Annotated in this window: 22 protein-coding genes; 10 read left to right on the top strand and 12 right to left on the bottom strand. The window is 64.5% G+C overall.

The window, feature by feature from the left end:
• Nucleotides 1-14 precede the first annotated feature (14 nt).
• The 7 genes from sdhA to AXZ77_RS05090 form a co-directional block, all read right to left on the bottom strand.
• Nucleotides 15-1,820, bottom strand: a complete 1,806-nt coding sequence (gene sdhA, locus AXZ77_RS05120; protein ID WP_098410305.1) for a succinate dehydrogenase flavoprotein subunit — start codon at nucleotides 1,818-1,820, stop codon at nucleotides 15-17.
• A 13-nt stretch (nucleotides 1,821-1,833) separates the two neighbouring features.
• On the bottom strand, nucleotides 1,834-2,226 hold the full coding sequence (locus AXZ77_RS05115) for a succinate dehydrogenase, hydrophobic membrane anchor protein (RefSeq protein WP_075776184.1): 393 nt from the start codon (nucleotides 2,224-2,226) through the stop codon (nucleotides 1,834-1,836).
• Between the two features lie 11 nt (nucleotides 2,227-2,237).
• A complete protein-coding gene (sdhC, locus tag AXZ77_RS05110; RefSeq protein ID WP_075776227.1) occupies nucleotides 2,238-2,627 on the bottom strand; it encodes a succinate dehydrogenase, cytochrome b556 subunit in 390 nt (129 codons plus the stop codon).
• Nucleotides 2,628-2,882: 255 nt separating this feature from the next.
• Nucleotides 2,883-3,917: a MaoC family dehydratase gene (locus AXZ77_RS05105; RefSeq protein ID WP_098410304.1), complete on the bottom strand. Its 1,035-nt coding sequence runs from the start codon at nucleotides 3,915-3,917 to the stop codon at nucleotides 2,883-2,885.
• Nucleotides 3,917-4,120, bottom strand: a complete 204-nt coding sequence (locus AXZ77_RS05100; protein ID WP_098410303.1) for a DUF1737 domain-containing protein — start codon at nucleotides 4,118-4,120, stop codon at nucleotides 3,917-3,919. Before AXZ77_RS05100 ends, AXZ77_RS05105 begins: the two co-directional genes overlap by 1 nt.
• 1 nt (nucleotide 4,121) lies before the next feature.
• Entirely contained in the window at nucleotides 4,122-4,673 is a 552-nt protein-coding gene (locus AXZ77_RS05095) for an NnrU family protein (protein WP_098410302.1), read from the bottom strand.
• A 12-nt stretch (nucleotides 4,674-4,685) separates the two neighbouring features.
• On the bottom strand, nucleotides 4,686-5,558 hold the full coding sequence (locus tag AXZ77_RS05090; protein WP_098410301.1) for a CoA ester lyase: 873 nt from the start codon (nucleotides 5,556-5,558) through the stop codon (nucleotides 4,686-4,688).
• Between the two features lie 164 nt (nucleotides 5,559-5,722).
• Between AXZ77_RS05090 and AXZ77_RS05085 the strand changes: the two genes are divergently transcribed.
• Nucleotides 5,723-6,055: a hypothetical protein gene (locus AXZ77_RS05085; protein ID WP_255266417.1), complete on the top strand. Its 333-nt coding sequence runs from the start codon at nucleotides 5,723-5,725 to the stop codon at nucleotides 6,053-6,055.
• Between the two features lie 9 nt (nucleotides 6,056-6,064).
• Here the strand turns inward: AXZ77_RS05085 and AXZ77_RS05080 are convergent, their stop codons facing one another.
• Nucleotides 6,065-6,808 carry a sulfite exporter TauE/SafE family protein gene (locus AXZ77_RS05080; protein ID WP_098410300.1) on the bottom strand — a complete coding sequence of 248 codons (744 nt, stop codon included), beginning with the start codon at nucleotides 6,806-6,808 and terminating at the stop codon, nucleotides 6,065-6,067.
• Between the two features lie 225 nt (nucleotides 6,809-7,033).
• On the opposite strand from AXZ77_RS05080, the gene mdh reads away from it, so the two are divergent.
• Together mdh and AXZ77_RS05070 are read left to right on the top strand one after the other, a co-directional pair.
• Complete coding sequence (gene mdh / locus AXZ77_RS05075; RefSeq protein WP_078539780.1) at nucleotides 7,034-7,996, top strand: malate dehydrogenase; 963 nt, start codon at nucleotides 7,034-7,036, stop codon at nucleotides 7,994-7,996.
• Between the two features lie 150 nt (nucleotides 7,997-8,146).
• Complete coding sequence (locus tag AXZ77_RS05070) at nucleotides 8,147-9,328, top strand: hypothetical protein (protein ID WP_255266416.1); 1,182 nt, start codon at nucleotides 8,147-8,149, stop codon at nucleotides 9,326-9,328.
• On the opposite strand, the gene AXZ77_RS05065 is transcribed toward AXZ77_RS05070, so the two are convergent.
• On the bottom strand, nucleotides 9,315-10,379 hold the full coding sequence (locus AXZ77_RS05065; protein WP_098410298.1) for a glycosyltransferase family 2 protein: 1,065 nt from the start codon (nucleotides 10,377-10,379) through the stop codon (nucleotides 9,315-9,317). The two genes, AXZ77_RS05070 and AXZ77_RS05065, sit on opposite strands and share 14 nt — an antisense overlap.
• 235 nt (nucleotides 10,380-10,614) lie before the next feature.
• Here AXZ77_RS05065 and sucC point away from each other — a divergent pair, with 235 nt between their 5' ends.
• From sucC to lpdA, 7 genes are all read left to right on the top strand, one after another.
• Nucleotides 10,615-11,808, top strand: a complete 1,194-nt coding sequence (gene sucC / locus AXZ77_RS05060) for an ADP-forming succinate--CoA ligase subunit beta (RefSeq protein ID WP_078519722.1) — start codon at nucleotides 10,615-10,617, stop codon at nucleotides 11,806-11,808.
• 5 nt (nucleotides 11,809-11,813) lie between these two features.
• Entirely contained in the window at nucleotides 11,814-12,701 is an 888-nt protein-coding gene (gene sucD / locus AXZ77_RS05055) for a succinate--CoA ligase subunit alpha (RefSeq protein WP_075776193.1), read from the top strand.
• 69 nt (nucleotides 12,702-12,770) lie between these two features.
• The gene (locus tag AXZ77_RS05050; protein ID WP_098410297.1) at nucleotides 12,771-13,223 is read left to right on the top strand and encodes a hypothetical protein; all 453 of its coding nucleotides are present in this window, start codon (nucleotides 12,771-12,773) and stop codon (nucleotides 13,221-13,223) included.
• 51 nt (nucleotides 13,224-13,274) lie between these two features.
• Nucleotides 13,275-16,232, top strand: coding sequence for a 2-oxoglutarate dehydrogenase E1 component (locus AXZ77_RS05045; RefSeq protein ID WP_098410296.1), 2,958 nt, complete (start codon nucleotides 13,275-13,277; stop codon nucleotides 16,230-16,232).
• A 4-nt stretch (nucleotides 16,233-16,236) separates the two neighbouring features.
• Nucleotides 16,237-17,769: a 2-oxoglutarate dehydrogenase complex dihydrolipoyllysine-residue succinyltransferase gene (gene odhB, locus AXZ77_RS05040; protein WP_098410295.1), complete on the top strand. Its 1,533-nt coding sequence runs from the start codon at nucleotides 16,237-16,239 to the stop codon at nucleotides 17,767-17,769.
• 111 nt (nucleotides 17,770-17,880) lie between these two features.
• Nucleotides 17,881-18,273 (top strand): MAPEG family protein, encoded by a 393-nt coding sequence (locus AXZ77_RS05035; RefSeq protein ID WP_098410294.1) that lies wholly within the window; start codon nucleotides 17,881-17,883, stop codon nucleotides 18,271-18,273.
• Between the two features lie 49 nt (nucleotides 18,274-18,322).
• Nucleotides 18,323-19,711, top strand: coding sequence for a dihydrolipoyl dehydrogenase (lpdA, locus tag AXZ77_RS05030; RefSeq protein ID WP_098410293.1), 1,389 nt, complete (start codon nucleotides 18,323-18,325; stop codon nucleotides 19,709-19,711).
• Between the two features lie 94 nt (nucleotides 19,712-19,805).
• Here the strand turns inward: lpdA and AXZ77_RS05025 are convergent, their stop codons facing one another.
• The 3 genes from AXZ77_RS05025 to AXZ77_RS05015 form a co-directional block, all read right to left on the bottom strand.
• Nucleotides 19,806-20,309, bottom strand: a complete 504-nt coding sequence (locus AXZ77_RS05025) for an acyl-CoA thioesterase (protein ID WP_078519729.1) — start codon at nucleotides 20,307-20,309, stop codon at nucleotides 19,806-19,808.
• Nucleotides 20,310-20,381: 72 nt separating this feature from the next.
• A complete protein-coding gene (gene hrpB, locus AXZ77_RS05020; protein ID WP_098410292.1) occupies nucleotides 20,382-22,868 on the bottom strand; it encodes an ATP-dependent helicase HrpB in 2,487 nt (828 codons plus the stop codon).
• Nucleotides 22,840-23,592: a DUF3108 domain-containing protein gene (locus AXZ77_RS05015; RefSeq protein ID WP_098410291.1), complete on the bottom strand. Its 753-nt coding sequence runs from the start codon at nucleotides 23,590-23,592 to the stop codon at nucleotides 22,840-22,842. The genes hrpB and AXZ77_RS05015 overlap by 29 nt, the downstream gene beginning before the upstream one ends.
• Nucleotides 23,593-23,611 lie beyond the last annotated feature (19 nt).

Raw genomic sequence — 23,611 nt, 5'->3', positions numbered from 1 at the left:
ACCGGAGCGACGCATCAGTAGACCCGCTTCTTCGGCGCGATCTTCTTGATCTCGATCCCGCCCTGATCCTCGGGGGTCAGCGGGTCCATGTGGACCGGGCGGAAGGTCAGATCGACGTTCGCGCCTTCCACATGCATGATCGAGTGCTTGCGCCATTCGGTGTCGTCGCGATCGGGATAGTCCTCGTGCGCGTGCGCCCCGCGGCTTTCCTTGCGCGCCTCGGCCCCGACGATGGTCGCCAGCGCGTTCGGCATCAGGTTCTCGAGTTCCAGCGTTTCCATCAGGTCCGAGTTCCAGATCAGCGAGCGGTCGGTGACCTTGAGATCGTCGAGCTTCGCGGCGACCGCCTTCATCTTCTCGACACCCTCGGCCAGCGTCTTGTCGGTGCGGAACACCGCCGCATCCGCCTGCATCGTGCGCTGCATCTCGTCGCGCAGCTGAGCCGTCGGCGTGCCGCCATCGGCGTAGCGCACTTTGTCGAAGCGCTCGAAGATCGCGTCGATCTTGGCTTTCGGGATATCCGGGTTGGAGCTGTTCGGATCGACGACCTCACCGGCGCGGATCGCGGCGGCGCGGCCGAAGACCACGAGGTCGATCAGCGAGTTCGAACCCAGACGGTTGGCACCGTGCACAGACGCCGAACCCGCCTCGCCCACGGCCATCAGGCCGGGCACGATCGCATCGGGGTCGCCCTCTTTCGGGTTGATGACCTCGCCGTGGTAGTTCGTCGGAATGCCGCCCATGTTGTAGTGCACGGTCGGCAGAACCGGGATCGGCTCTTTCGTGACGTCGACGCCGGCGAAAATCTTCGCCGATTCCGAGATCCCCGGCAGACGCTCGGCCAAAGCTTCCGGCGGAAGGTGGCTGAGGTTGAGGAAGATGTGGTCCTTGTGCTCGCCCACGCCGCGGCCTTCGCGGATCTCCATGGTCATGCAGCGAGACACCACGTCGCGCGATGCCAGATCCTTATAGGTCGGCGCGTAGCGTTCCATGAAGCGCTCGCCTTCGGAGTTGGTCAGGTAACCACCCTCGCCGCGCGCGCCTTCGGTGATCAGGCAGCCCGAGCCGTAGATGCCGGTCGGGTGGAACTGCACGAATTCCATGTCCTGCAGTGCGAGACCGGCCCGCGCGACCATGCCGCCACCGTCGCCGGTGCAGGTATGGGCCGAGGTGGCCGAGAAGTAGGCGCGGCCGTAACCGCCGGTCGCGAGCACAACCATCTTCGCGTTGAAAACGTGCATGGTGCCGTCGTCGAGCTTCCAGCAGACGACGCCCTGACACTGCCCGTCATCGGACATGATCAGGTCGATCGCGAAATATTCGATGTAGAACTCTGCGTTGTTCTTCAGCGACTGACCGTAGAGCGTGTGCAGGATCGCGTGACCGGTGCGGTCCGCGGCGGCACAGGTCCGCTGCACGGGCGGGCCTTCACCGTATTCGGTGGTGTGGCCGCCGAAGGGACGCTGGTAGATCTTGCCCTCTTCGGTGCGCGAGAACGGCACGCCGTAGTGCTCGAGCTCGTAGACGGCTTTGGGGGCGTGGCGCGCGAGGTATTCCATCGCGTCGTTATCGCCGAGCCAGTCCGAGCCCTTGATCGTGTCGTACATGTGCCACTGCCAGCTGTCCGGGCCCATGTTGCCCAAGCTGGCGGCGATGCCGCCCTGTGCGGCGACCGTGTGCGAGCGGGTCGGGAAGACCTTGGTCACGCAGGCGGTGCGCAGGCCCTGTTCGGCCATGCCGAGCGTGGCGCGAAGACCCGAGCCACCGGCGCCGACCACGACCACGTCGTAATTATGCGTTTCGTATTCGTAAGCAGCCATTATCTCGTCCCGTTCAGTTGCCCAGCAGAAGGCCGATGAAGACCATCTTGCCGAGTGCATAGAGTGCGGTCGCCATGATCACGTAAGCCAGCGAATGCATCGCGATCTTGGTCGCCTTTGCGGCGGTGCCGTGGATGTAGTCCTCGATCCAGATCTCAGTGCCCTTCGCGAAGTGGCGCATGCCGACGATCACGACCAGCGCGGTCAGGATGGCCGGGAAGGGCTTCGAGAAGGTCGTGATCACGGTCTGCTGATCGGCGCCGAGCGTGGTGCCGACGATATAGAGCCAGGTCGGGATCATGAAGGCGAGAGCCACGGCCGAGGCCGACATCCACCAGTGATGCTCGGGGCCGGTGCCCGAGGCGCCCTTGCCCACGGCGCGCTTGCGGTCGGTGAGGTAACGCATGAGGGCCTCCGTCAGAATTGGATGATGATGAGGGTCAGCACGGTCAGCACGACCGAACCGATGGTGCAGATCCAGCCGAGCATCTCGGCGGATTTGATGTCCATGTATTTACCCGCATCGAAGATGAGGTGCCGGATGCCGGCGAGGTAGTGATACCAAACGCCCAGCAACGACAGGGTGAAGACGAGATCGCCGAACCACGAGGTCGCGATCGCGTTCACGAAGTTGAAGTAGTCGGGGCTGGTCGCGGCGGCGAGAAGCCACCAGACGAGCAGCAGCACGCCGACGATGATGCCGTTGCCGGTGATCCGCGTCATGATCGACGAGAAAGACGTCATCTGCGGGCGGTAAATTTGAAGGTGCGGGGAAAGCGGACGCTCAACCTGTTTCGCTTCAGCCATGATCGGTCCCTTTTCGCTGGGCTCGGCGCTCTCGTCGGCCTCTGGAAGAGGCACGCGCTGGCGCGGAGCTGGCCGGAATTGGCTCTTTTACTAGCGCAAAATTCTCCCAAGTCACGGGGGGCAAGGTTGAAAACCTGTCATTTGCGCATAAAGAACGGCGAAAAATTCGCTTTGTGATCACATAAATTCTGTGCGTGATCACATGTTAACGCTCGCGGGCGCCCTGCCCCCGCGAGTGAGTCTCTCGAGACGAGTTCAGATCGGCATCAGTGCCCAGTAGTCGAGATCGAGCAGGACCTCGGGCAGGTATTTGCCGTCTTCTCCCTTATAGGCGAACTCGGGCGCGCCCTGCTTCACGGCGACCAGACGCAGACGGATCGCGCCCACGCCGGGCGCGCCGGTCTCGGCCTTGTCGAGCACTTCCGACCATGCCTTAACCGTATCGCCCGAGAAGCAGGGATTGGCATGCGCCCCGCCATTGAGCGCCACGATCATCTGCGCGTTAGCCAAGCCGTTGAACGACAGCGCCCGCGCCATCGAGATCACGTGCCCGCCATAGATCAGGCGCTGGCCGTCCTCGCGGAAGGTCGCGTCGAAATGCACCTTGGCGGTGTTCTGCCACAGGCGCGTGGCGATCATGTGCTCGGCTTCCTCGATGGTGACGCCGTCCACATGGTCGATCTTCTCGCCGATCTCGTAATCACCCCAGCGATGCGGCTCGCCCGCCAGATCGAAATCGTAGTCGTCGAAGCTCAGCCCATCGGGAACCACCAGATCCGCAGGCGCCACGACCGATGCCAGATCGGGCAGCACGGTCTCGGGCGCAGGCGCATCCAGATCGCCTTTGCGCACCATCACCCAGCGGACATATTCCAGCACGGTCTCGCCCACCTGGTTCAGCCCGCGGGTGCGGACATAGACCACGCCCGACTTGCCGTTTGAGTTCTGCTTGACCCCGATCACTTCGGATTCCGAGCGCAGCGTGTCGCCCGGATAGACCGGCTTCAGCCAGCGCCCTTCCGCATAGCCGAGATTGGCCACCGCATTGAGCGAGACATCCGGCACGGTCTTGCCGAACACCACGTGGAAGGCGATCAGATCGTCGATCGGCGAGCCTTCCAATCCGCAGGCCGCCGCGAATTCGTCCGAGGAATAGAGCGCATGGCGCGCAGGATAGAGCGCGTGATAGAGCGCGCGCTCCCCTTCCGCCACGGTGCGCGGGACGGCGTGACGGATCACGTCGCCCAGCTTGTAATCCTCGAAGAAACGGCCCGGATTGGTCTTGCCCATCATTGCTCTCCCAGCTTCATGTCGGGGTGATACTCCCCCTCGATCTCTTTGGTCACGGCCTGCGCACAGCGCATCACGCCCTTCGCCTGATCGAAGGCATATTGCGGATCGCCATGCAGCGCCCAGCCTTTCGAGAGCGCGAGGCTCACCTTGTGGCAAAAGGCCGAGGTGTCGTCCTCGGTCAGAAGGCGGTAAATCTGCATATCAGGCTCCGAACGGGTTGTGGCCGAACCAGATGTGGATCGCCGCGATCAGGCCGTAGAGGACCAGCGTGCCGACGATCCCGCCGATCTCCTTGCCCATCTTCACCTCGGGCGTGACCTTGGCGGGCTTCGACGCCTTGTTGATCAGGATGACCTCGACCACCGCCCACGCCAGCAGACCGCCGAACAGGATGATCCCCGGCAGGGTCGGATTGACCAGCAGGTGCGCCAAGGCCCAGGTTTTCACGCCGGTCAGCTGCGGGTGACGGATCTTGCCGCTGAGCCAGAGCTTCATGCCCGAGACCGCGAACAGATAGACCGCGAAGATCATCAGCAGGTTGTTGATCCCCTTGAGCGCCGCGTTCGGCGTCCAGAGGTAGAAGACCGGATCGGCGGCGCGCCAGCCGACGAACATCAGAACGAGGCTGATCAGGACGAGAGCGGCGACCATCGGACGCTCGGCCCCTTTGAGCGCGCGCCGGAAGCCCGGAAAGATCCGTTTTGCCAGATGTGCGAGCGACCAGATCAGGACGCCGAGGATGAGTAGTGCCATTGCGATTGCCTCTTAGCTGCCAAGCGCGGCAATCGCCTCCGCCTTGGCGAGGACTTGCCGCGCGGTGACGATATGCAGATTCTCGACGATCTTACCATCCACGACCGCAACCCCCTGCCCGGCCTTCTCGGCTTCCTCGAAGGCAGCGATCTGGCGCTGGGCGAGATCGATCTCGGCTTCCGAGGGCGCGAAGGCGGCATTACAGACCGCAAGCTGCGCCGGGTGGATCAGCGTCTTGCCGTCGAAGCCCATGTCGCGGCCCTGATCGCATTCGAGTTTGAGCCCCTCGTCATCCTTGAAGGCATTATAGACGCCGTCGACGATGATCTTGCCGTGGGCTTTCGCGGCCAGCAGGCACAGGCCCAGCCCCGGCAGCATCGGCAGACGGTCGGCGCGGAAACGGCTGCCTAACTCCTTCGCGAGGTCGTTGGTGCCCATCACCATGCCTTCGAGCCGTGGATAGGCCGCGATCTCGCCCGCGTTGAGCATCCCCAGCGCGGTCTCCATCATCGCCCAGAGCGGCACGCCCTGAATGAGATCGGCTACCGCGATAAGATCGGCGGGGGTGGAGACTTTCGGGATCAGGATCGCATCGACCTTGGCGCCGTTGCGGATCGCGTCGGCGAAGGCCAGCACGTCCTCGCGCCCCCATTCGGTGTCGAGCCCGTTGATCCGCACGATCTTCATGCGCGGACCGTAATCGGCCTCGGTCAGCGTCTTCGCGAGCAGCGCGCGCGCATTGGCCTTCTCGTCGATCGCCACGGCGTCTTCGAGATCGAAGATGATCGCGTCACAGGCAAGCCCGGTGGCCTTCTCCAGCGCACGCTCTTTCGAGCCGGGAATGTAGAGCACGGAACGGGTCGGGCGGGCCATTTGATTCTCCATCTCGCAATTTTCTTTCGCCAAATCGCACGAATGGGACAGAATCGGCAAGCCCCGATTTGCCGCAACGCAGAAAAATCACAGCGCCCAGCGATACGGGGTCGCGACGTAAAGCTTTCTTGACAGCTACGCCGTCACTCTTTGATGATGACTTCAGAGGGATCAAAATGCTGAACAAAACTTATGTGCTAACGCTCGGCCTGGCCGTAGCGATCGGCTTCGCACAGGCTTCTTACGGAGAGACGCGGGACCCGTCTGATCCGTCGCGCGCCTGTGGCAAGCGAGACGAGATCGTGGCCAATCTCGAAGCGAAATATCACGAGAGCCGCCGCATGGTGGCGCTCTCGTCGAACAACTCCGTGCTGGAGATCTTCGCAGCCGAGGCGGGCAACTGGACGATCATCGTCACCCCGGCGGATGGTGTGAGTTGCCTGATCGCCTCGGGCGAGGCGTTCGAGGAACTCGACGGGACGCTCAAGGAAAAGGACGCGGCGCTCTAGGCGCCGCCCTCACCCGGTGATCGCTTGCTGGATCAGCTTCAGCGAGATCAGCAGAAGCGCCCAGATCACCACCTTGAAGAAAATCTCCGTGGGCATGCGCTTCACAAGCCAGACACCAAGGAATACCGAGGCCGAGGCGGGGATCGCCAGGATCAGCGCGGTGCCCAAGCTGTCCAGGTTCACCTCGCCCAGCGCGATGAAGGGACCGAGCTTCGCAAGGTTCACATAGGAAAAGAGCACCGTCGCCGTGCCCGCGAAGACCTGTTTCGGCAGGTTCAGCGGGATCGTGTAAGCCTGAAACGGCGGCGCGCCGGAATGGCTGACGAAGCTGGTGAAGCCCGCGATGGTGCCCCAGAACAGGCCCGGCGCGACTTTCGCCTCCTGTCGCGCGCCATGCCGGTGCCGGAACAGCGCGTTGAGCGCGAAGACCGCACCGATCACGCCGACCATCAACGTCACCCACCGTTCGGAAACGACCTCGGCGGTGGCCCAGCCAATGCCGATCCCGAGCGTCGTGGCCGGGATCATGATCGCGAGCACCCGCTTGTCGAACTCCTTGCGATAGGCCCAGAGGCCGAACATGTCCGCGATGATATAGACCGGCAGCAAGAGTCCCGCCGCTGCGACCGGAGGCATGACGATCGTCAGGATCGGGACCGAGAGCGAGGCCGCCATCGGAATGCCGCCTTTCGACAGCCCCACCATCACCGCGGCGAACAGCGCAAGCGCCCAACCGAGCAGGCTCAACTCCATTCGTATGCCCCCTTCCCTGCGGATCACAGAATCGCTCTGTCCCGTCTTGCCCTCTTGCTTGCACGGCACGTGACGAAACGGAACCGTGGGCGGACGCGCGCGGACAGTTTCGGCATACGAGTGCATACAAACAGTGTCGCCGCAGCGCAGCGCCCTTGCCCTTTGCGAGCCAAAGAGCTACTCCACCTGCGATCTATTTTCCAATCCATCCACCCGGAGGACCAAATGGCCAGACCCAAGATCGCCCTTATCGGCGCCGGCCAGATCGGCGGCACGCTCGCCCATCTCGCCGCCATCAAGGAACTCGGTGACGTCGTTCTGTTCGATATCGCCGAAGGTACGCCGCAGGGCAAAGCGCTCGACATCGCGGAATCGGGCCCGTCCGAGGGCTTCGACGGCTCCTTCAAGGGGACCAACGATTACGCCGGTATCGCGGGCGCGGATGTCTGCATCGTGACGGCTGGCGTTCCGCGCAAGCCGGGCATGAGCCGCGACGATCTGCTGGGCATCAACCTCAAGGTCATGAAATCGGTCGGCGAAGGCATCGCAGCCCACGCACCGGACGCTTTCGTCATCTGCATCACCAACCCGCTCGACGCGATGGTCTGGGCGCTGCAGCAGTTCTCCGGCCTGCCGGCAGAGAAAGTCGTCGGCATGGCGGGCGTTCTGGACTCGGCCCGTTTCCGTCACTTCCTGTCGCTGGAATTCGGCGTCTCGATGCGTGACGTGAACGCCTTCGTGCTCGGCGGCCACGGCGACACCATGGTGCCGCTCGCACGCTACTCGACCGTTGGCGGCATCCCGCTGCCCGACCTCGTGCAGATGGGCTGGACCACGCAGGAGAAGCTCGACGCGATCATCCAGCGCACCCGTGACGGCGGCGCAGAGATCGTGGGCCTGCTGAAGACCGGTTCGGCCTTCTACGCCCCGGCCACCTCGGCGATCGAGATGGCGGAAGCCTATCTGAAAGACCAAAAGCGCGTCCTGCCCTGCGCGGCTTACGTCAAAGGCGCGCTCGGCCTCGACGGTCTCTATGTCGGCGTGCCGACCGTGATCGGCGCCAAGGGCATCGAGAAGGTCATCGACATCAAGCTCAACAAGGACGAGCAGGCGATGTTCGACAAGTCGGTCGACGCGGTCAAAGGCCTCGTCGCCGCCTGCAAGGGCATCGACAGCACGCTCGCTTGATCGAAAGACACGACTGATCCAAACTTGGGGCGCGCCTTTCTCGGCGCGCCCTTTGTTTTGGAGAGTGCCATGTGTTCCGCCCGTCTCGCCCCTTGCCTTGCCGTTCTTCTCGCGTTTTCACCGATTAGCGCACACGCGCAGGACGGGCCGGTGACCGCCAAGATCGCACGAAGCGAGGCGCCTGCCGCCGATCCGATCTCGGCGCAGATCGGGGCGGAGGGGATCGCGCCGGTGCTGGCCGATCTGCAATCGCGGGACGCGCTTGCCCCGAAGGACCGTTTCGCGCTCGGGGGGCTGGAATTCCTCGCAAGTCTTGAAGCGACGATGCGTTGGCAAATGGAAGCGGGCGCCGCTCGTTTGCTGATGCCATTTATCGGAAATGTCCCCGGCGGGCGCGACGCACCGCGCGAAACCTTCACCGCCGATGCGGTCACGCGCCAAAGCGAAGCGCTGATCGCTGGCATGAATCGCGCCAAGACCGCGCTCGACGGGCTGGCCGACGGAGCGGAGTTCGGTCTTGCGATCAATCTGAACGATCTCTGGTTTGACCTGAATGGCAATGGTGCGCGTGACGACGGGGGCGAAGACGCTGTGACGCTGTTGCGCGGCGCTTTCATGCCCCGCTCCCCCGAGGCCGCCCCGGGCGCCTCGCGGATCGTGCGCTTCGACAATGCGGATGCGGCTTGGCTGTCGGCCTATACGCATCTGATCTCGGGCGTGGGCGAGCTGACCCTCGCCTTCGACCCTGAGCCCGCCATCGCCCGCGTGATGGACACCTATGCGAAACTCGTCGAAGCGCGCGACAGGGCGACGGGCACCGGGCAAGTCACGTCGATGGACGGGATGATGATGTTCAGCTTCATCGATCCGGCGGCGGCGGTGCTCGACATGCTCCACCAGCAACCCGATCCGACGCGCACCCGTGCCGCACGTGACCATTGGCTGGCGATGATCGCGCAGAACCGCCAGTTCTGGGAGCTGGCCGAGGCCGAGACCGACAATCAGGCGGAATGGATTCCGAGCGACGCGCAGGATCAGGCGCTTGGCGTCGAATTTCCCGACGGCCTGGGCGAGACGTGGCGGGGCGTGCTGAGCGATGGCGAGGCGCTCCTGACGAGCGAGAAGTCTTTCCCCTTCTGGCGCGTGCCGGTCGGGGTCGATCTGGGAGCGTGGCTGGAAAATCCCGCGCCGCTGCCCCTGACCGGGGTGGTTCAGGGCTGGGCGCTCGATCCCTATTTCACCGACACGCCGATGCTGACGCCCGAGAACTGGACGCGCTTTTCGCGGTTGGTCGGGCGGCGGACCGGCATGATGATGTTCACGCTGAACTGACGAGCGGCTCCGGGTCGAAACCGAATTCCTCGCGCAGCCGCGCGATCAGCTCGGCCTCATGGAGGAGCAGCGCGCGATCGAAGGCGGCGGGCGAAAGATCGACCTTGTCGCCGAAGAGCGCACGGGTCTCGGCGGCTATCTTCACTTCGGGGCGGATCAGCAGCTCGTGGGCTTCCAGCTCGTCGGCCTCGTAATCGCGCATCCCCTGCACCTCCCACCACAGCTTTTTCAGCTCGGCGGGATCGGCGGCGCGTTCGGCGGCCGCGGCGAATTGCGCCTTGCGGGACCCGACATAGGGCACGGGCTGGCCCTGCACCTTGGTCGTCGCGCGGCGCAGCATCTTGAGGATGAAGTGCAACGGCGTCAGCCCGTCGAAATGCATCAGCCGCCCGTTATAGCTGGGCCGATAGGGCAGATCGTTTTCCTTGCTGTCCCAGTCTTTCAGCGGGAAATGCACCCCGATCGCATAGCCGCGCCCTGCCCTCACGACAGGTTTTCCGGCGACATGACCCGCGAGACCCTTCTTCAGAAAGCGCGACCGGAAGCCGTAGAACATCAGCCCGTCGTCCTGAAACCCGTCCCAACGCCGCCGGAACACGCCGCCGAAAATATCCGGGCCCGGAGTGCGGTCGAGATAGCAGCGCTCATCGACCTCCAGCCGCAGCCACGCTTTCTGCTCCCCCGTCTTCGCCAGCTCCCATTCGAGCGGGCGCGCGAGGCTCACGAATTCATCCGCGTCACAATGGATCAGCCAATCGAGCTTCGTTTCGGCCAGCGCACGGGTCGCGTTGTATTTCTGGCGGCCCTGATGGCGCGCGGGGCGTTTCTTCCGCCAGCTTCGCGCCCAGTCGTCATCGCCGGAATGGTGAATGAACGCCCCTTCGACCGGGACGAGCAGCGCCTCGGCTTCGGGGTTCGGGCGGTCGAAGAAGACGTGGACCTCGCTCGCGCCGATGCTCAGGTGATGCGCGACATAGGCGGCCACCAGCGCTGCGGGTTCGTCCACCGTCGCCACCACGCCCCAGCGCGGCATATCTTGCCCTTGCGTCATCTAAATTCGATCCCTGCCGATGCCTTCCGCGCAGATAGGGTCAATTGACCGAGTCGTGCCAGTGCTCCCATGCCACAGCGCAGCATTTTCCGATTTGTGATCACACCTTTCCGCGCTGTGATCACGTATGTCGCTTTTTCCGGGCGAGTGGGGCAGAATGTCGCGATTTCGGTTTGTCCGCCCCGCTTAACAGCCTAGAACCCCCTCAAATCGCACCAGCATGGGGTATCCAAGGATGAATATCCACGAATATCAGGCCAAACAGCTTCTCAAGAGCTATGGCGCACCGGTCTCGGACGGCCGTGTCGTCCTCAAGGCCGAAGAAGCGAAGACCGCAGCCAGCGAACTCGATGGTCCGCTCTGGGTCGTCAAGGCGCAGATCCACGCCGGCGGTCGCGGCAAGGGCCACTTCAAGGAAGCCGAAGCCGGCGAAAAGGGCGGTGTCCGCCTCGCCAAATCGGTCGAAGAGGCTGAAACGCTCGCCAAGCAGATGCTCGGCAAGACGCTCGTGACGCACCAGACCGGCCCGGCGGGCAAGCAGGTCAACCGCATCTACATCGAAGACGGCTCCGACATCGAGCGCGAACTGTATCTCGCGCTGCTCGTCGACCGCGTGACCTCGCGCGTCTCGATCGTCTCCTCGACCGAAGGTGGCATGGACATCGAGGAAGTCGCGGCGAACACGCCCGAGAAAATCCTCAGCTTCTCGATCGACCCGGCCACCGGCTACCAGCCGTTCCACGGCCGCCGCGTCGCCTTCTCGCTCGGCCTCGAAGGCCCGCAGGTGAAGCAGATGGTCGGTCTTCTCGGCAAGCTCTACCAAGCCTTCGTCGAGAAGGACATGGAGATGCTCGAGATCAACCCGCTGATCGTCATGACCGACGGCAACCTGAAGGTTCTCGACGCCAAGCTCGGCTTCGACGGCAACGCCGTCTACCGTCACTCGGACATCGCCGCGCTGCGCGACGAGACCGAAGAAGACAGCAAAGAGCTCGAAGCGTCGAAATACGACCTCAACTACATCGCGCTCGACGGTGAGATCGGCTGCATGGTGAACGGCGCTGGCCTCGCAATGGCCACGATGGACATCATCAAGCTCTACGGCGCCGAGCCCGCGAACTTCCTCGACGTTGGCGGTGGCGCCACGAAAGAGAAAGTGACCGAAGCGTTCAAGATCATCACCTCGGACAAGAACGTCAAAGGGATCCTCGTGAACATCTTCGGCGGCATCATGCGCTGCGACATCATCGCCGAAGGCGTGATCGCTGCGGTGAAGGAAGTCGGCCTCGAAGTGCCGCTGGTCGTCCGTCTCGAGGGCACCAACGTCGAAAAAGGCAAGGAAATCATCGCGAATTCCGGCCTGAACGTCATCGCCGCCGACAACCTGTCGGATGGCGCAGAAAAAATCGTCAAAGCGGTGAAAGGCTAAGAATCATGGCAGTTCTCGTCAACGAAAACACCAAGGTCATCTGCCAGGGCTTCACCGGCTCGCAGGGCACCTTCCACTCCGAGCAGGCAATCGCGTACGGCACCAAGATGGTCGGCGGCGTGACCCCCGGCAAAGGCGGCCAAGAGCATCTCGGCCTGCCGGTCTTCAACTCGGTCCACGAGGCGAAAGCCAAGACCGAAGCAAATGCCTCGGTGATCTACGTTCCGCCGCCCTTCGCGGCTGACTCGATCCTCGAAGCGATTGACGCGGAAATGGAGCTGATCGTCTGCATCACCGAAGGCATCCCGGTCCTCGACATGATGAAGGTCAAGCGCGCGCTGATCGACTCCAAGTCGCGTCTGATCGGCCCGAACTGCCCCGGTGTCATCACGCCCGACGCCTGCAAGATCGGCATCATGCCCGGCCACATCCACAAGCGTGGCTCGGTCGGCGTCGTGTCGCGCTCGGGCACGCTGACCTATGAGGCGGTCAAGCAGACCACCGATATGGGTCTGGGCCAGTCCTCGGCCGTCGGCATCGGCGGTGACCCGATCAAGGGCACCGAGCATATCGACGTGCTCGATATGTTCCTCGACGATCCGGAGACGGAATCGATCATCATGATCGGTGAGATCGGTGGTTCGGCGGAAGAAGAAGCCGCGGAATTCCTCGCCGAGCAGAAGAAAAAAGGCCGCTGGAAGCCGACCGCTGGCTTCATCGCTGGCCGCACGGCCCCTCCCGGCCGCCGCATGGGCCACGCCGGCGCGATCGTCGCGGGCGGCAAAGGTGATGCGGAATCCAAGATCGAGGCCATGAAGTCGGCCGGTATCGTCGTCGCTGACAGCCCCGCTACGCTGGGCGAAGCGGTGATGAAAGCGATCAAGGGCGAATAAGCTCTCTCGAAACTGGCAGGGTCGCGGCGCACGCGGCCCTGCATCCCGACCAAGGAAAGGACCGGACCCATGTCGCTGCGGATCGCACGGCGCGCCTCCCTCCCCGTTTCGGGGACGGTCGCATGCGCCCTGCTTGAAAGCAGCGACGGGGGCCGGTCTTTTTCTGCGGCTGAGCGCGTCGCGAGCGATGCATGGCTCGCCTCCGAACGCACCGGAAATTCCGCCCCTGGCGGCCTCGTTCCGGTCGCGGCCATCCGCTCATCGGCCGCAATGCAGTCCGCGCGCATCCCTGCCCTGCATGGAAGTCCCGACATCAGCACCTACATCACTGACCCAGAAGGCAATATGCCCGGGACGACAGGTGCCGGTTTCAAAGGAACCGTGATGGCCCCGCGCGCGAAGGAAAGGACCCTACATCATGTCCCGTTCCACCCCTGTATCCGTCGCGAGAGCCTCTGCGCGCCGCGCGACCCCGCCACCACGCGCGCCCAGCGTTTAACCAACCGTTCAATGGGCCGCTGATAGACGTTCGAGTTCCACAGATCCCTGTTTCACCGACCGAAGGTGAGGAAAATGACCGACCAATCCCCCAACGACCAGTTCAATGCCTCGCAGTTCCTGCAAGGCGCGAATGCCGAATATGTCGAGCAGCTCTATGCCAAGTTCGCCGAAGATCCGTCTTCGGTCGATACCGCCTGGGCTGCCTTCTTCGCCTCGCTCGGTGATCCCGATCAGGACGTGAAGAAATCCGCCGAAGGCGCAAGCTGGGAGCGTCGCGACTGGCCGCCGGTGGCTGCCGACGACCTGACCGCCGCGCTGACCGGCGAATGGCCCGCCGCCCCTGCCGAGGGCAAGGCCGCTGGCGACAAGATCAAGAAGAAGGCCGCCGAGGCTGGCGTTCCGGTCGATGAGGCCGCGGTGAAGCGCGCCGTGCTGGATTCGATCCGCGCGCTGATGATCATCCGCGCCTACCGTATCCGTGGCCACCTCGCCGCCGATCTCGACCCGCTGAACATGCGCGACACCGGCCAGCACCCGGAGCTCGATCCGAAGAGCTACGGCTTCACCGATGCCGACATGGATCGCCCGATCTTCATCGACAACGTGCTCGGCCTCGAGATCGCCTCGATGCGCCAGATCATGGATATCGTGAAGCGCACCTATTGCGGCACCTTCGCGCTGCAATACATGCACATCTCCGATCCCGAGCAATCGGCCTGGCTGAAAGAGCGCATCGAAGGCTACGGCAAGGAGATCACCTTCACCAAGACCGGCCGCCGCGCGATCCTCAACAAGCTCGTCGAGGCGGAAGGGTTCGAGAAGTTCCTGCACGTCAAATACATGGGCACCAAGCGGTTCGGCCTCGACGGCGGCGAAGCTCTGATCCCCGCGATGGAGCAGATCATCAAGCGGGGCGGTCAGCTCGGCCTGCAAGAGGTCGTGGTCGGCATGCCCCACCGCGGTCGTCTCTCGGTCCTCGCCAACGTGCTGCAAAAGCCCTACCGCGCGATTTTCCACGAATTCCAGGGCGGCTCGTTCAAGCCCGAGGACGTGGACGGCTCCGGCGACGTGAAATACCACCTCGGCGCTTCCGCCGACCGTGAGTTCGACGGCAACAAGGTTCACCTGTCGCTGACCGCGAACCCCTCGCACCTCGAGGCGGTGAACCCGGTCGCACTCGGCAAGGTCCGCGCCAAGCAGGACCAGCTGGCCGACCGTTCGGACCGCTCCAAGGTCGTCTCGGTGCTGCTGCACGGCGATGCGGCCTTCGCCGGTCAGGGCGTCGTGGCCGAGTGCTTCCAGCTCTCGGGCATTCGCGGCCACCGTACGGGCGGCACGATCCACCTCGTCGTGAACAACCAGATCGGCTTCACGACCGCGCCGCACTTCTCGCGCACCTCGCCCTACCCGACCGATCTCGCGCTGATGGTGGAAGCCCCGATCTTCCACGTGAACGGCGACGATCCGGAAGCCGTCGTGCACGCAGCCCGCGTCGCGACCGAGTTCCGCCAGAAGTTCCACAAGGACGTGGTCATCGACATCTTCTGCTACCGCCGCTTCGGTCACAACGAAGGCGACGAGCCGATGTTCACCAACCCGGTGATGTACAAGTCGATCAAGACCCACAAAACCACGCTGCAGCTCTACACCGAGCGTCTCGTGGCTGACGGCCTGATCCCCGAGGGCGAGATCGAGGATATGAAAGCCTCGTTCCAGTCGCATCTCAACGAGGAGTTCGAAGCCGGCAAGGTCTTCAAGCCGAACAAGGCGGACTGGCTCGACGGTCGCTGGTCCGGCATGGAGCAGGAAAAGAGCGAATACGAGCGCGGCACCACCGCGATCGCGCCCGAGACCTTCGAAGAGGTCGGCAAGGCGCTCGTCACCGCGCCCGAGAAATTCGCGCTGCACAAGACAGTCGGGCGTCTGCTCGAGAACAAGAAGCAGATGTTCGAGACCGGCAAGGGCTTCGACTGGGCGACCGCCGAGGCACTGGCCTTCGGCTCGCTCCTGACCGAGGGCTACCCGGTGCGCCTGTCGGGTCAGGATGCCACCCGCGGCACCTTCTCGCAGCGCCACTCGGCGCTGGTCAATCAGGACAACGAAGACCGCTACTACCCGCTGAACAACATTCGTGAGGGTCAGGCCCGCTACGAGGTGATCGACTCGATGCTCAGCGAATATGCGGTGCTCGGGTTCGAATACGGCTACTCGCTGGCGGAACCGAAGGCGCTGACGCTCTGGGAAGCGCAGTTCGGCGATTTCGCCAACGGCGCGCAGATCATGTTCGACCAGTTCATCAACTCGGGCGAGCGGAAATGGCTGCGCATGTCGGGCCTCGTCTGCCTGCTGCCGCACGGTTTCGAAGGTCAGGGCCCCGAGCACAGCTCGGCCCGTCTGGAGCGCTTCCTGCAGCTGTCGGCGGAAGATAACTGGATCGTTGCGAACTGCACGACGCCGGCGAACTACTTCCACATTCTGCGCCGCCAGATCCATCGCGACTTCCGCAAGCCGCTGATCCTGATGACGCCGAAATCGCTTCTGCGTCACCCCAAGGCGGTCTCGACCACGGAAGACTTCACCACCGGGTCCAGCTTCCACCGCGTGCTGTGGGACGACGCGCAGCACGGCAATTCGGATCTGGAGCTGAAGTCCGACGACAAGATCAAGCGCGTCGTGATGTGCTCGGGCAAGGTCTATTACGACCTGCTGGCACAGCGCGACGAACGCGGGCTGGACGATGTCTACCTGCTGCGTCTGGAACAGTTCTACCCGTTCCCCGCACAGGCGGTCACCAAAGAGCTGACCCGCTTCAAGAATGCCGAGATCGTCTGGTGCCAAGAGGAGCCGAAAAACCAAGGCGCTTGGTTCTTCGTCGAGCCCTATATCGAATGGGTCCTCGCCAAGATCGACGCGAAACATGCCCGTGCGCGCTATGCAGGCCGTGCAGCTTCCGCCTCGCCCGCGACGGGTCTGGCAAGCCGCCACAAGGCCGAGCAGGACGCGCTCGTCAACGATGCACTGGAGGGTTGAATAGATGTCCACTGAAGTCCGCGTTCCCACGCTCGGCGAGAGCGTCACGGAAGCCACCGTCGCCACCTGGTTCAAGAAGCCCGGCGACACGGTGGCCGCAGATGAGATGCTCTGCGAGCTCGAAACCGACAAGGTGACCGTCGAAGTGCCGAGCCCCGCGGCCGGCACGCTCGGCGAGATCGTGGCCGCCGAAGGCGAGACCGTCGGCGTCGATGCGCTGCTCGCGACGATCGAAGAGGCTGGCGCCAGCCCCGCGCCGAAGAAAGATGACAAACCGGCGGAAAAACCCGCCCAACAGCCCCAATCGAACGAGGGAAAAATGACCGACGTGATGGTGCCCAGCCTTGGTGAATCGGTCACCGAGGCAACTGTGTCGACGTGGTTCAAGAAGGTCGGCGACACGGTCGCGGCCGACGAGATGCTCTGCGAGCTGGAAACCGACAAGGTCTCCGTCGAAGTGCCGTCTCCCGCGGCTGGCGTTCTCAAGGAGATCGTCGCCGAAGAAGGCGCGACCGTCGATGCCTCGGCCAAGCTCGCCGTGATCGCCGAAGGCGAAAGCGGTGGCGCTTCCGCCAGCGCCCCCGCGAAGGAAGAGGCCAAATCCGAAGCCCCCGCCGCCAGCGGCAAGGGCGGCAAGGATGTCGAGGATGCGCCCTCCGCCAAGAAGCTGATGGCCGAGAAGGGCATCGACCCGGCCTCCGTTCAGGGTTCGGGCAAAGACGGCCGGATCATGAAAGAAGACGTCGCCAAGGCCGAAAGCGCGCCGAAGCAGGCGTCGGTTTCCGTCGCCTCGACGCCCTCGCAGGCGCCGCGCGGCCCGGTCAACGCCGATGACGCATCGCGCGAAGAGCGCGTGAAGATGACCCGCCTGCGTGCGACCATCGCCAAGCGCCTCAAGGACTCGCAGAACACCGCCGCGATGCTGACCACCTATAACGAGGTGGACATGTCGGGCGTCATGAACCTGCGCAACGAGTACAAGGACCTGTTCAACAAGAAGCACGGCGTGAAGCTCGGCTTCATGTCCTTCTTCGTGAAGGCCTGCTGCCACGCGCTCAAAGAGGTCCCGGAAGTCAACGCCGAGATCGACGGCAACGAGGTGGTCTATAAGAACTACGTCCACATGGGCGTGGCCGTGGGCACCCCGAACGGGCTCGTCGTGCCGGTCGTGCGCGATGCCGACCAGATGAGCTTCGCCTCGATCGAGAAGACGATCGCCGAGATGGGCACCCGCGCCCGTGACGGCAAGCTCTCGATGGCCGAGATGCAGGGCGGGTCGTTTACCATCTCGAACGGCGGCGTCTATGGCTCGCTGATGTCCTCGCCGATCCTCAACCCGCCGCAATCGGGTATCCTCGGCATGCACAAGATTCAGGAGCGTCCGATGGTCGAGAACGGCCAGATCGTCATCAAGCCGATGATGTATCTCGCGCTGAGCTACGACCACCGCATCGTCGACGGCAAAGGCGCCGTGACCTTCCTCGTGCGCGTCAAGGAAGCGCTGGAAGATCCGCGCCGTCTGCTGATGGATCTGTAAGCGACTTAGGACGAAGGCGGCCGCCCCGCCCCTTCGCTCTTGCCAAATATCCTCGGGGGGTCCGGGGGGCAGACAGCCCTCCGGACCCCCCTCTCCGCCGGGAGCGACCGAATGACCCCCGAACTCACCGTCCTGATCCTCGCCGTTCTGCTCCATCTGGGGCTGATGGTCGGCTATTCGATCAAGGCCAATACCGAGCTGGGCCCGCGCTACCCGCTCTCCCCGCGCGACAAGACGCCGCCGCAGATCTCGACCCTGCTTGGCCGACTGCAACGCGCGATGAACAACTCCTTCGAGGGGCTGATCCTCTTCGCCCCCGTCGCGCTGGTCGTGGGACTCACCGGGCAGACGACCGCGCTGACCACGGCGCTGGCCTGGATCTTCCTCGCAGCGCGCATCCTCTACATTCCCGCCTACCTGCAAGGCTGGGTGCCGTGGCGCTCCTATGTCTGGAGCGTTTCGTTTTTCGCAATTCTGGCGCTGGCGATTGCCGCGCTGATCTGACCTCCCGGCGCGAGGCCCCCCTCGCGCCCCAACCCAAGGAGCAAGAACAATGGCTGACTATGATGTGATCGTGATCGGCGGCGGCCCGGGCGGCTATGTCTGCGCCATCCGCTGCGCCCAGCTGGGCCTGAAAACCGCCTGTGTCGAAGGCCGCGACAGCCTCGGCGGCACCTGCCTCAACGTGGGCTGCATCCCCTCCAAGGCGCTGCTGCATGCCACGCATCAGCTGCACGAAGCCGAGCATAACTTCGCCAAGATGGGCCTGAAGGGCAAATCGCCCTCGGTCGACTGGAAGCAGATGCTGACCTACAAGCAGGAAGTCATCGACGGCAACACCAAGGGCATCGAGTTCCTGTTCAAGAAGAACAAGATCGACTGGCTCAAGGGCTGGGGTTCGATCCCGGAAGCCGGCAAGGTGAAAGTGGGCGAGGACGTCCACAACGCCAAGAGCATCGTGATCGCCACCGGCTCCGAGCCCTCCTCGCTGCCGGGCATCGAGATCGACGAGAAAACCGTCGTGACCTCGACCGGCGCGCTGTCGCTCAACAAGATCCCGAAATCGATGGTCGTCATCGGCGCGGGCGTCATCGGTCTGGAAATGGGCTCGGTCTATGCCCGTCTCGGCGCGGATGTGACCGTCGTGGAATATCTCGACGCGATCACCCCCGGCATGGATGGCGAGGTCTCCAAGAACTTCCAGAAAATCCTGTCCAAGCAGGGCCTGAAATTCGTCATGGGCGCCGCCGTTCAGGGCGTCGACGTGAAGAACGGCAAGGCCACGGTGAACTACCAGCTGCGCAAGGATGAGAGCAACGCCTCGATCGAAGCCGAGACCGTTCTCGTCGCGACCGGCCGCAAGCCCTATACCGATGGTCTGGGCCTTGAGAGCGTGGGCGTCGAGATGCTGCCGCGCGGTCAGGTGAAGACTGACGCGCATTGGCAGACCTCCGCGAAAGGCATCTACGCGATCGGTGATGCGGTCACCGGCCCGATGCTCGCCCACAAGGCCGAGGACGAAGGCATGGCCGTCGCCGAAGTCATCGCGGGCAAGCATGGTCACGTGAACTACGAGGTGATCCCGAGCGTGATCTACACCACCCCGGAAGTCGCCTCGGTGGGCCAGACCGAAGAGGCGCTCAAGCAGGAAGGTCGCGCCTACAAGGTCGGCAAGTTCTCCTTCATGGGCAATGGCCGCGCCAAGGCGGTGTTCCAGTCGGACGGCTTCGTGAAGCTGATCGCGGATAAGGAAACCGACCGCATCCTCGGCTGCCACATCATCGGCCCCGGCGCGGGCGACCTGATCCACGAAATCTGCGTGGCGATGGAATTCGGCGCCTCGGCGCAGGACGTGGCGCTGACCTGCCACGCCCACCCGACCTTCTCCGAAGCCGTGCGCGAAGCCGCGCTCGCCTGCGGCGACGGCGCGATCCACGCCTGATCGGCCACGGGTCGAAAGATATGCGAAAGGGCGCCCCGCGGGGCGCCCTTTTTCGTTTGGCGCGGCGGCCCAAACACCGATCACAACGTCAGGCTCACCCCTCGCCGTGATCCGCCGCCGCGTCCATCTTGGCGGCGAACTCCCGGCGCAGTTCCCGGCGCAGTTCGGCGGCGCGCCAGCGGTGGCGCTCTTCTGCCGTCTCCGCCTCCAGCTTCGGCACCGCGGCGGGTTTGCCGTCCTCGTCCACCGCGACCATGGTGAAATAGCAGCTATTGGTGTGTCGCCGCGTGCCGGCTGTGATGTTCTCGGCCTCGACGCGGATGCCGATCTCCATCGAGGTGCGGCCCGTGTGGTTCACGCTGGCGCGGAAGGTCACCAACTCGCCCACATTGATCGGCTGCTGGAAGGTCACCTGATCGACCGACAGCGTCACCGCGTAGCGCTGCGAGTAGCGCGAGGCGAGCGAGAACGCGACCCGATCGAGCCAGTTCAGCAGCGCGCCGCCATGCACCTTGCCGGAGAAATTCGCCTGATCGGGCGTCATCAGCACGGTCATCACGAGGCGCTTGCGGTCCTCGAAGCTCAGCGTTTCGGTCATGTTCTTCCCTCGTTACCTCGCGCCATATGCGCGAATGCGCCGCGCGCGGTCAACGTGGTCAATTGGGCGCAGCTATTTGCGGGGCTTGGCGCGCAGCGTCGGATCGGCCTCGCGCGGGTCTTCCGGCCACGGATGCTTGGGGTAGCGCCCGCGCATATCCTTGCGCACATCGGCGTAGGAGCCCTCCCAGAAGCCGGGCAGGTCCATCGTCACCTGAATGGGTTTGTGACCGGGCGACAGCAGCGTGATCCGCAGCGGCAGGCGTTTCGGGCCGACGGTGGGATGGGCGGTGACGCCGAACATCTCCTGCAGGCGGATCTCGATCCCTGGTGCCTCGCCCGCGTAGTCGATTGGCACGCGGCGACCCAAGGGCGTCTCGAAATGCGCAGGAGCCAAGCGATCCACCAGCTGCATCTGCTCCCAGTCGAGCGCTGCGCGCAGCGGATCGGTCAGGTCCAGCTTGCGCAGATCGGCCTCGGTCCGCACCTTGCCAAGATAGGGCAGCAGCCAGTCCTCGGCCCTTTCCAACAGCCCCTCATCCGAGAAATCGGGCAGATCGGCCCCCTGCCCGCGCAACAGCTCCACCCGCGCCTGAAGGCGGCGCGCGGCGGGCGTCATCGGTAGCCCGATCTGGCGCAGCCCGGCCAGTGCGCCGCGCGCCAATGCCTCGCGCGGAGCGTCCTTCCAGACCCGATCGTCCAGCACCAGCGCGCCGAACCGTTCGTGCTTGCGCGCGATCACCCGGCCCTCGCGCTTGGACCAGTCGCAGACATCGTGCCACGCGATCTGATCGGCGAAGAGGCGGCGAACCTCGGCCTCGGAGATCGCGATACCTTGGCGCACTTTCGCCTCGCGCGGATCGCCGTCGAGATCGCTCACCACGATCAGGCGTTGTGCGCCCAGCGGATCACCCTCGGCCACCACCGCGCCCTTGCCGCCCGACAGCACGTAGCGCGGCGCATCGCCCTTGCGGCGCAGGCCCACGCGGTCAGGGTAAGCGAGCGCGAGTTGCTCGGCGGGGGAGTAGGTCTCGGGCGTCTCGGGGGCGAGGCGGGCCAGCCGCTTCGCCTCCGAGCGGATACGCTCGATCGTGCCGCGATGGGGCGTATAGGGGTGGTTCGCCTCGAAGCGCTTCGGGTCGCGGATCGCACTGAGGCGCAGCGTCAGATCGGCGGGCGCGCCCCGCAGCGGATCGCGCTCGGCCAGAAGGGCAGCAAGGGAGGCGGCCTCGGGGCCCGCGGTCAACAGCATATGCCCGAGGCGCGGATGCAGCGGCAGTTTCGCGAGCTTGCGGCCGTGTTCGGTGATCAGCCCCGATTTCAGCGCGCCGAGTTCCTCGAGCAGAGCGCGCGCCTCCGCCATCGCAGGCGGGGGCGGAGGGGTCAGGAAAGCCAGATCGCCGCCTTCGGTGCCCCAAAGCGCAAGCTCCAGCGCGAGGCCCGTGAGGTCGGCCACCTCGATCTCGGGCGGGGCAAAGGCCGGCAGCGCGCCTTCCGCGCCCTTGGTCCAGAGGCGGTAGCAGATGCCTTCCGCGACGCGGCCCGCGCGGCCCCGGCGCTGCTCGGCCTCGGCGCGCGAGACGGGCTCCGTCACAAGCCGCGCCATGCCCGAACTTGGGTCGAAGCGCGCGCGGCGGGCGCGGCCGCCGTCGATCACGACGCGGATGTCTTCGATGGTCAGCGAGGTTTCCGCGATGGCGGTGGCCAGCACCAATTTTCGGCCCGAAGGCGCGGGCGCGATAGCGGCGCGTTGAGCGGCGAATTCCATCGCGCCGAACAGCGGGCGGATCGCGATGTCGGCGGGCAAGCGGCCCTTCAGCAGAGCTTCGACACGGCGAATCTCGCCCTCGCCCGGCAGGAAAGTCAGGAGGCTGCCGTCGGTAGCCTCGGCGGCCTCGGCGATCAGCCCGGCCATCGCGGCCTCGAACCGCATCGAACTGTCGACCGGACGATCCAGCCACCGCGTCTCCACCGGATAGGCCCTGCCCTCGGACACCACAATGGGCGCATCGTCCAGAAGCTGCGCCACCGGCTCGGCATCGAGCGTGGCCGACATCACCACCAGCGCCAGATCGGGCCTGAGCGCGCCGCGCACCTCCCATGCCAGCGCCAGCCCCAGATCGGCATTGAGCGAGCGTTCGTGGAATTCGTCGAAGATTACGCAGCCTATGCCGGTCAGTTCCGGATCGGATTGCAGCACGCGGGTCAGGATGCCTTCGGTCACCACTTCGATTCGGGTGGTTTTCGAGACCTTCGCCTCGCCGCGGATGCGGTAGCCGACCGTCTCGCCGACCTTTTCGCCCAAGGTGTCCGCCATACGCTCGGCGGCGGCGCGCGCGGCCAGACGGCGCGGCTCCAGCATCACGATCCGGCCCTCGATCTGATCGAGCAGCGCCAGCGGCACGCGGGTCGTCTTGCCCGCGCCCGGCGGCGCCATCAGCACCGCGCGGCCATGCGCAGAGAGTGCCGCCCGCAGATCGGGCAGCACCACGTCGATCGGAAGAGAAAAGCGGTCTGTGTTCACCCGCCCCTTATTGCCGAGTGAGGCGGCCTTTTCCATAGATCGTATCGGTCTCGATCTTGTCGACCTGCAAACCGCCCTTCGGGCTCGGCTCATAATAGAGGGTGAAGGCGAAACGGCTCTTTTCCTTCATGTCCTTTTCCGAGAACCCTTCGAGCCTGCGATATTCCCCCGAGCAGACGAGATCTTTGCCATCCGGTTTCGGATCGAAGAGGCGCACCTGAGAGCGCCGCGCGCCGTCATACATCTTCACGTCGAGCTTGCAGGCCTCGTCGCGCGGCACATCGCGCAGCACGGCATAGAGCGCGGTCAGCGGATCGACCGTGCCGCCCTGTTTCGCGGGATCGACATCGCGGGGTTTGGGCTTGCGCGGCGGCTGCTGGCTGACGGAAACGGGGGTGCCGTTATTGTAGATGATCTGGTGCTTCGACTTGCGCCCCGGCGCGTCGTCCACCTCGGAATATTTCATCGGGGTGAAGTTCTCGCCGTCATGAAGCCCCGAGACGCTGGCCGAGAACTTGATCTTGCGCAGCAGCCCCACGAGGCCCGCCGTCTGCAACACGCCATTCGCGCCATAGGCGCCATCGGTGATCTTGCCGTTGATCGCCAACTCGCCCGCGCGGATGCCTTTGAGCACCACGTCGAAGACGATCTTGTCGCTTTGATCGGCGCGCGCAGGGGCCGCGCCCAAGGGCGCGATCACCAGCGCCGCTGCAAGCGCGACGGCCAAGGGGCGCGTCGAACGGTTCGAAAGAGATGTCATTGGCATCCTCGTGTCAGGA

Source organism: Thioclava sp. ES.031, from assembly GCF_002563775.1.
GTDB lineage: Bacteria > Pseudomonadota > Alphaproteobacteria > Rhodobacterales > Rhodobacteraceae > Thioclava.
This window is presented reverse-complemented; position numbering and strand designations above follow the sequence as displayed.

Bases quoted from the DNA above. Each gene is read 5' to 3' on its own strand.
- sdhA (WP_098410305.1), bottom strand. From the start codon at position 1,820: ATGGCTGCTTACGAATACGAAACGCATAATTACGACGTGGTCGTGGTC.
- AXZ77_RS05115 (WP_075776184.1), bottom strand. From the start codon at position 2,226: ATGCGTTACCTCACCGACCGCAAGCGCGCCGTGGGCAAGGGCGCCTCG.
- sdhC (WP_075776227.1), bottom strand. From the start codon at position 2,627: ATGGCTGAAGCGAAACAGGTTGAGCGTCCGCTTTCCCCGCACCTTCAA.
- AXZ77_RS05105 (WP_098410304.1), bottom strand. From the start codon at position 3,917: ATGGGCAAGACCAATCCGGGCCGTTTCTTCGAGGATTACAAGCTGGGC.
- AXZ77_RS05100 (WP_098410303.1), bottom strand. From the start codon at position 4,120: ATGCAGATTTACCGCCTTCTGACCGAGGACGACACCTCGGCCTTTTGC.
- AXZ77_RS05095 (WP_098410302.1), bottom strand. From the start codon at position 4,673: ATGGCACTACTCATCCTCGGCGTCCTGATCTGGTCGCTCGCACATCTG.
- AXZ77_RS05090 (WP_098410301.1), bottom strand. From the start codon at position 5,558: ATGGAGAATCAAATGGCCCGCCCGACCCGTTCCGTGCTCTACATTCCC.
- AXZ77_RS05085 (WP_255266417.1), top strand. From the start codon at position 5,723: ATGCTGAACAAAACTTATGTGCTAACGCTCGGCCTGGCCGTAGCGATC.
- AXZ77_RS05080 (WP_098410300.1), bottom strand. From the start codon at position 6,808: ATGGAGTTGAGCCTGCTCGGTTGGGCGCTTGCGCTGTTCGCCGCGGTG.
- mdh (WP_078539780.1), top strand. From the start codon at position 7,034: ATGGCCAGACCCAAGATCGCCCTTATCGGCGCCGGCCAGATCGGCGGC.
- AXZ77_RS05065 (WP_098410298.1), bottom strand. From the start codon at position 10,379: ATGACGCAAGGGCAAGATATGCCGCGCTGGGGCGTGGTGGCGACGGTG.
- sucC (WP_078519722.1), top strand. From the start codon at position 10,615: ATGAATATCCACGAATATCAGGCCAAACAGCTTCTCAAGAGCTATGGC.
- sucD (WP_075776193.1), top strand. From the start codon at position 11,814: ATGGCAGTTCTCGTCAACGAAAACACCAAGGTCATCTGCCAGGGCTTC.
- AXZ77_RS05050 (WP_098410297.1), top strand. From the start codon at position 12,771: ATGTCGCTGCGGATCGCACGGCGCGCCTCCCTCCCCGTTTCGGGGACG.
- AXZ77_RS05045 (WP_098410296.1), top strand. From the start codon at position 13,275: ATGACCGACCAATCCCCCAACGACCAGTTCAATGCCTCGCAGTTCCTG.
- odhB (WP_098410295.1), top strand. From the start codon at position 16,237: ATGTCCACTGAAGTCCGCGTTCCCACGCTCGGCGAGAGCGTCACGGAA.
- AXZ77_RS05035 (WP_098410294.1), top strand. From the start codon at position 17,881: ATGACCCCCGAACTCACCGTCCTGATCCTCGCCGTTCTGCTCCATCTG.
- lpdA (WP_098410293.1), top strand. From the start codon at position 18,323: ATGGCTGACTATGATGTGATCGTGATCGGCGGCGGCCCGGGCGGCTAT.
- AXZ77_RS05025 (WP_078519729.1), bottom strand. From the start codon at position 20,309: ATGACCGAAACGCTGAGCTTCGAGGACCGCAAGCGCCTCGTGATGACC.
- hrpB (WP_098410292.1), bottom strand. From the start codon at position 22,868: ATGGAAAAGGCCGCCTCACTCGGCAATAAGGGGCGGGTGAACACAGAC.
- AXZ77_RS05015 (WP_098410291.1), bottom strand. From the start codon at position 23,592: ATGACATCTCTTTCGAACCGTTCGACGCGCCCCTTGGCCGTCGCGCTT.